General features: G+C 59.3%; 4 protein-coding genes. 2 read left to right on the forward strand and 2 right to left on the reverse strand.

The annotated features are described in order from the left end of the window. The coding region (ygfK, locus tag LD28_RS0121830; RefSeq protein WP_033138969.1) for a putative selenate reductase subunit YgfK at positions 1–1,988 on the reverse strand (1,988 nt) is incomplete at its 3' end. Between the two features lie 399 nt (positions 1,989–2,387). Further along, on the reverse strand, positions 2,388–3,092 hold the full coding sequence (gene mocA / locus LD28_RS0121835) for a molybdenum cofactor cytidylyltransferase (protein ID WP_081959674.1): 705 nt from the start codon (positions 3,090–3,092) through the stop codon (positions 2,388–2,390). Here mocA and yqeC point away from each other — a divergent pair. Together yqeC and yqeB are read left to right on the forward strand one after the other, a co-directional pair. Further along, positions 3,091–3,939 (forward strand): selenium cofactor biosynthesis protein YqeC, encoded by an 849-nt coding sequence (gene yqeC / locus LD28_RS0121840; protein ID WP_033138970.1) that lies wholly within the window; start codon positions 3,091–3,093, stop codon positions 3,937–3,939. The genes mocA and yqeC overlap by 2 nt on opposite strands. Positions 3,940–3,966: 27 nt before the next feature. Beyond that, positions 3,967–5,421 (forward strand): selenium-dependent molybdenum cofactor biosynthesis protein YqeB (yqeB, locus tag LD28_RS0121845; RefSeq protein ID WP_033138971.1); only part of this gene is annotated, 1,455 nt, incomplete at its 3' end.

Below are 5,421 nucleotides of genomic sequence, written 5' to 3' on the forward strand. Positions count from 1 at the left end.
TTGTAGACCCGATCATGACCCCCTTCGAGACGCATGCCGCCATTCTTGTCGGCACCGATACCGACGAAGACATAGGCAAAGCCCTGGGCATGCAGCTTGTCGACGGTGAGCGCCGGATCGCAGCCAAACTCGAACTTGACCCCGTGGGCGGCGACAAAGTCGATATCGTGCTGGATAAGCTCCGCCGGAATGCGGAACTCGGGGATGATGTGCTTGACCACGCCACCGGCATCCGCCTCGCGCTCGAACACGGTGACCGGGTGGCCGGCACGGGCCAGGAAGTAACCGGCGGAGAGACCGGCCGGACCTGCACCAATGACCGCAACCGGGTGCTTGTCACCGCTGCCTGCCGGCTTGTGCCAGCGGGCCTTGTACCCTTCCCAACCGCGCTCCAGCGCCACTTTTTTCAGCTCGCGGATATTGAGCGGGCTATCGTAATCCAGACGAGTACAGTTGTACTGGCACTGGTGATCGCAGATATGGCCGGTGATGGCGGGCAAGGCGTTGCGCTGATAGATCAGCTCCAGGGCCGCCACGTATTCCCCCTCGCCCATCAGGCGAATGTACTCGGGGATATCCTGATGCACGGCGCACGCGGTAACGCACGGCGCCACGTAGCAGTCGGTCATCGGCAGACCGCCACCCACTTCGATGCGATCGTCGGACTTCCACTCCTTCTGGGTGTAATCCATGGTGAGGGCCTTGGCGGCAAGCGCTTCCAGCTTGGCCACATCCACCTGAGTCATGGCCCAGCTGCCCGACGCATCGATCTCTTTGAGGCACTCAATCTGGCGCAGGTAGCCACCCGGTTTGAGCAGGTCGGTCGCCATGGTGATGGGACGGATGCCGGTTTCGAAGATCTCCGCGATGTTGAACTTGCTGGCACCGCCCGAGTAGGAGATGGGCAGCTTGCCATCGAAGGCGCGTGACAGCACGGCAGCCACGTTGATGGCGAGCGGGAACAGGGCGCGGCCGGACATGTACATCTCATCGCCAGGCAGTGCACCCTTGCGGTTGATGGTGCCCAGGGTGTTGGTCAGCTTGACCCCGAAGGTGAGCCCCTTCTCGGCCCCCAGCGCCATCAGGCGGGTCAGCATCGCCTTGGCCTGATCCAGCTTGAGGTCATGGTCGAACGACTCTTCGCTCAGACCAATGTAATCAAAACCGCAGGTGTCGAGGATCTCGCGCACCCGCGGGTAGCCCAGCAGGGTCGGGTTGAGTTTGACGAAGGTATTGAGCCCCTTCTCCTCCAGCATGTAGCGGCAGATGGCCTCGATCTCGTTGGGCGGGCAGCCGTGCATGGTAGAGAGGGTGAGGCCGTGCACCATATCGGCCGGAATACGATCCGCCAGCTGTTGCAGACGATCGCGACGGGCACCCAAGCCCAGCTCGGCGATAAACTGCTCGTCGGCCGCCAGTTCGCGCAGCACTTGCTGATACTCGGCAAATTTCGGGCTGGTGCTGGCATCCTTCAAGCTATGGATGAACTGCTGCATCGGCGGCTGTTTGATGCCATCGAGGTTGTAACCCACGCTCATGTTAAAGACGAAGGACTTGGCCTCCCCCTCCAGACGGGGATCAAACACCTCTTCCAGCAGATAGAGGGCAAACCAGGCCTTCAGGTATTCGTCGAACGCCTTGGGCAGGGTGAACTCGGAGGACCACTCGGTGTTGAAGCACTCATCCTCGGCATCGATGCAGGGCTTTGCCAGTTCAAGACGGTCCAGGATCTGCACCGTCTTGAGCTCGATAAAACGACCGCCAGTCAGCCAGGAGGTCACGATATTCTGGGCCAGCTGGGAGTGTGGACCTGCCGCCGGACCGATGGGGGTTTCGCAGGTTTCACCGAACACCTTGATCTTGCGCTCGTCCTGCTTGCGATAGAATTGCGTGGCGGGAATACCGAAAATGCTCTGACTCTCTTTATATTCCGCAAAAATACGGGTCAGCAGGTTCTTGAACGGAACGGGTCGCATAATATCGCCCATGATAATCTCCTTGCAGCTGTTCTGCCCATTGGCAGCATGAATAAATGAGGTATCCCGTACGGGCTTTACCCCTTGGCAAGGAGAGGAGCAACTATCAGGCCACACCGGATGCAAAACTATATTTTAGGGTGAAAGCGTGAGATAGCTCCAATTAATGAGGGTTCTTTGGCAGGTATTCACCATGGCTGTTGAGAGTGGTTATCAATCACTTTGAAAACCATTCCCGGCATTGATTAAAAATCGCGCCAGCTATCAAATCAAATACGATAAATATCACTTTGATACAGCGATGTCGCGCATCATTATCGTAATTAAACCCCGGTAATCATGACCGGGGTTTAATTGAAGCGGCGCTTCTCGCTGTATCAATATAAATAGCAAGGCGGTGCGACTCAGCGCTCACGTTTCCACCGAGTGTCGCCACACGAGACGAGCAGACTCAAGCCTGCGCCGCTCGTGCTCACCTGCCGACGTAGCGCTCACTGCCCCATCGAGCAGCGCCTGATAACGCTCCGGCGTATCCACATCAAACAGGATGGCACGGCTGTCGACCGGCACCAGACGGTGCGGGTGCTGTTGCAGCCAGCGCCGCACCGACTGCTGCGCAGGTGCCACTGCCAGCGCGCTGGCAAGGGATTTTGGCAGCAAGACCGGATGGCCCGCCTCCCCCTTATAGGTGGGGAAGAGTGCCTCCTGGCCCCGTAGCAGCCACAACTGTTGATAGACCTCGCGCGGGATGCAGGGAAGATCACCGTGGCTGATAAAGAGGTAGTCAGCGTCGCTGGCGGCCAGGGCGCAGCGGATGGAACTGCCCAACCCCTGCTGATAGTCGGGGTTGTGAACGATCAGGATATCCGACCGTCCGCGATAGCGAGCCCTGAGCTCGTCGCCACGATGGCCCACCACCAGAATAACCCGCTGGCAAAAGGCCAGGGCATTTTTGAGACTTGCATCAAGCATTGTCCCCTGGCAATAAGGTAGCATCATTTTCCAAGTGCCCATTCGGGAAGATAACCCCGCCGCTGTAATTATACAGTCACACTGCACTTGTCTCGGGTAACGCTGTTCCCCATCCGCTTCGATATTTATTTCGGTCATCATCATGTCGTCACCAAAGCCTATTGCGGTCTCATTTCCCGATATTGGTTCGCTATTAAACCCGCTTGCGAAAAATATTGATAGCCATACCACCTTAATTAGTCTGTGCGGTGCTGGAGGAAAAACCAGCACCCTGTTCTGGCTGGCGGAATATTTTTATAAACAGGGTAAACGGGTGCTAATTACCACCACCACCCGGATGTTTCTGCCTGCCCCGTCACACTATCGGGAATTAATCCTTGAAGCAGATCCCGTCCGGCAACTCACCCGCTGCCAGAGACTACCAAACGGTCCCGCGCTGGTCGCCCTGTTTAGCCATATCGATCAGGCCAGCGGCAAGGTGGCGGGCCCGACACCGCAACAGATTGATCTGCTCAAGGGGCAGCAACGCTTCGATCTCATCCTGGTCGAGGCGGATGGTGCCCATCACAAGTTATTGAAAGTGCCCGCTTTGCACGAACCTTGCATTCCCCAGAGCAGTGACTGGGTGATCGCCCTGACGGGCGGTGCCATGGTGGGAGCCAACGCGGACCCGCTGCAGATCCACCGCTGGGCCGAGCTTCAGGCACTGTGCGGGATTGCGGCCGGTGACCCGCTCGACTGGCCGCTGTTTCACAAGCTGCTCTCCCACCCCCTGGGGGTGTTCAAAAGCACCCCGGCCAGGGCTCGCCGGATCTGGTTTATCAATGGCGATTATCAAAATGAGACGTCATGGCAGCCGCACTTGATAAACCTGTTGGCCCGTCACCCCGAGCTCCACGCCATCTGGCAAGGAGCGGTGCGCGAGCCACACGCCATTCGCCACGTATTCGGCCACTTCTCTGTGGATGAGGCGCCGCAGCCTCACCCATAACGTTTTAAGGATAATAAGAGGTACCTTATGAATCTTTTTTCACACGCAGCCCGGCTGGAACAAGCCAACACCCCGTTCGCCATTGCCCAGATCATCGAGAGCCGGGGCTCCACTCCCCGCCATCAGGCCCAGATGCTGGTGATGGCCGATGGTCAGATCCTCGGCACCATCGGCGGTGGCATGATCGAACGGCTGGTGATAGAAGAAGCCGTGGCCGCGATTGCCGAGCGCAAACCCCGCATCTTCCACGGCCGGATGGCGCGCAATGGAGAAAACGCGGTAGGGTCGGACTGCGGTGGTGCCATGTCGGTCTATATCGATGTCTATGGCCTGCGACCACGGCTGGTGCTGATCGGTGCTGGCCACGTCAACCGGGCAGTAGCCCATGCCGCAGCGCCGCTCGGCTTTGATGTCCACGTGGGGGATTGCTTTGAGGGGAGCCTCAACCCTGACCTCTTCCCTGCCGGCACCCATCTCATGCAGGCCGATACCATCAGCGCGGTGATCGAGGCGCTGGCCATCGAGCCGACCAACTTCGTCATCATCGCCACCAACCATCAGGACAAGGAGGCGCTGGATCGACTGATCACCCGTCCCCTCGCCTATCTGGGGCTGCTCGCCAGCAAACGCAAGGTACAGACCTTCACCCAGGCCCTGCGCCAGCAAGGGGTAAGCCAGGAGCAACTGCAGCAACTGCACGCCCCCATCGGCTACAACATCGGTGCCGAAACCCCCGAGGAGATCGCCATCAGTATTCTGGCCGAACTGCTGCAGGTGAAAAACGGCAAGGCAGGTGGCCTGATGCAGGACGATGTGCGTCTCAAGCGGGATCAACTGGTGGTGATGCGCGGCTCGGGGGATATCGCCAGCGGCGTGGCGCTGCGGCTGCACAATGCCGGCTTCAAGGTGGTGATGCTGGATCTCGACAAGCCCACGGTGATCCGCCGCACCGTCGCCTTTGCCCAGGGGATGTTCGATGGCGAAACCAGCGTCGAAGGTGTGCATGCCAAGCGGGTAGATAACGTCGAGCAGGCATTCGAACAGCTGGAGCGGGGTATTATTCCGCTGCTGGTCGATCCTGAGTGCGCCACCCTGGCGGAACTTAAACCCCGCTATCTGGTGGATGCCATCTTGGCCAAACAGAACCTCGGCACCCACAAGGAGATGGCACCTATCACGGTGGCACTCGGCCCGGGCTTTGAAGCGGGACGTGACTGCGATGCGGTGATCGAAACCAACCGCGGCCACCATCTGGGCCGGGTCATCTATCAGGGCCCCGCCCAGCCCAATACCGGCATTCCCGGGGTCATCGAGGGGCACTCCGGCCGTCGGGTGGTGCGGGCCCCCGTGGCTGGCGTGATGAAGAGCCTGATCAAGCTCGGCGATCTGGTGCAGGAGGGAGATGTGATCGCCCATGTGGGGGATACCCCGATTATCGCGCCGCTCTCGGGCATGGTGCGGGCTGTCTCTTATACACATCTC

The organism is Aeromonas finlandensis (assembly GCF_000764645.1).
Taxonomy (GTDB): domain Bacteria; phylum Pseudomonadota; class Gammaproteobacteria; order Enterobacterales; family Aeromonadaceae; genus Aeromonas; species Aeromonas finlandensis.

Bases quoted from the DNA above. Each gene is read 5' to 3' on its own strand.
- mocA (WP_081959674.1), bottom strand. From the start codon at position 3,092: ATGATGATGACCGAAATAAATATCGAAGCGGATGGGGAACAGCGTTAC.
- yqeC (WP_033138970.1), top strand. From the start codon at position 3,091: ATGTCGTCACCAAAGCCTATTGCGGTCTCATTTCCCGATATTGGTTCG.